Genomic DNA, 772 nt, shown 5'->3' on the forward strand with positions numbered 1-772 from the left:
GAACTAGAGGGGGCGGTCCGGCAGGTCGTCGATGGAAATGACACCGTCCTTGTTGGTATCCATACGGGCAAACAGCTTGTCGCTGGCAGCCGACGCTTCGGTCTTGGTGATCTTGTTGTCGCGGTCCTCGTCGATCATCCGGAAGAAGCGTCCGCCGCCCATGCCGCCGTGGCGCTCGAAGCGGGCCTGGCGGAATTCGCCGTGTCGGCCATCATGGCGTCGATCGTCGCGGTCCGCACGTTCATGGCGCGGACCTTCGCCATCCTTGCGCTCGGCGTTTTCAGCCATTTCGGGGCGCGGATTGTTCTTTCGGAATTCCTCCCGCTTGGCGATGCGATAATCGACAAGCTCGCCGCGAGTTACGTTGCCATCCTTGTTGGCGTCGATCTGGGTGAACAGGGCCTCCTGGCTGGCGGCCATTTCTTCCTTGCTGATCTTGCCGTCCTTGTTGGTATCGGCTGTCTTCAGCAGGCGAACGAAGGTCACATCCTTCATCATCGCGCCGCGCATCATGGCGTGTGGGCCATGCTTGCCGCCGGGGCCGCGATCCGGCCGGTCGGGGGCGGCGAATGCCGGGATTGCGGCTCCTGCGACCAGTACGGCTCCGAGGGTCGCAATAACGATCTTCTTGGCGGTCATCGAGAGTTTCCTTCCCTTTGTTTCGATGACCTCAACCTATGGCCGCCAAGCCCCGGCGACCACTTAAACTCCCGTAATGTGGATGAATTCTTTGTAATGCTGTGGTGTGAGCAGAAGAGACCCCTCCCAACCC

General features: G+C 60.9%; 1 protein-coding gene. It reads right to left on the reverse strand.

Going from position 1 to position 772, the window contains the following annotated elements; genetic code table 11:
* Positions 1-3: 3 nt before the first annotated feature.
* On the reverse strand, positions 4-639 hold the full coding sequence (locus JNB91_RS30330) for an EF-hand domain-containing protein (RefSeq protein ID WP_220329125.1): 636 nt from the start codon (positions 637-639) through the stop codon (positions 4-6).
* Positions 640-772 lie beyond the last annotated feature (133 nt).

This window comes from Aliirhizobium wenxiniae, assembly GCF_019511445.1.
GTDB classification, from domain to species: domain Bacteria; phylum Pseudomonadota; class Alphaproteobacteria; order Rhizobiales; family Rhizobiaceae; genus Neorhizobium; species Neorhizobium wenxiniae_A.

Coding starts and splice junctions, on each gene's coding strand:
- JNB91_RS30330 (WP_220329125.1), bottom strand. CDS start 639: ATGACCGCCAAGAAGATCGTTATTGCGACCCTCGGAGCCGTACTGGTC.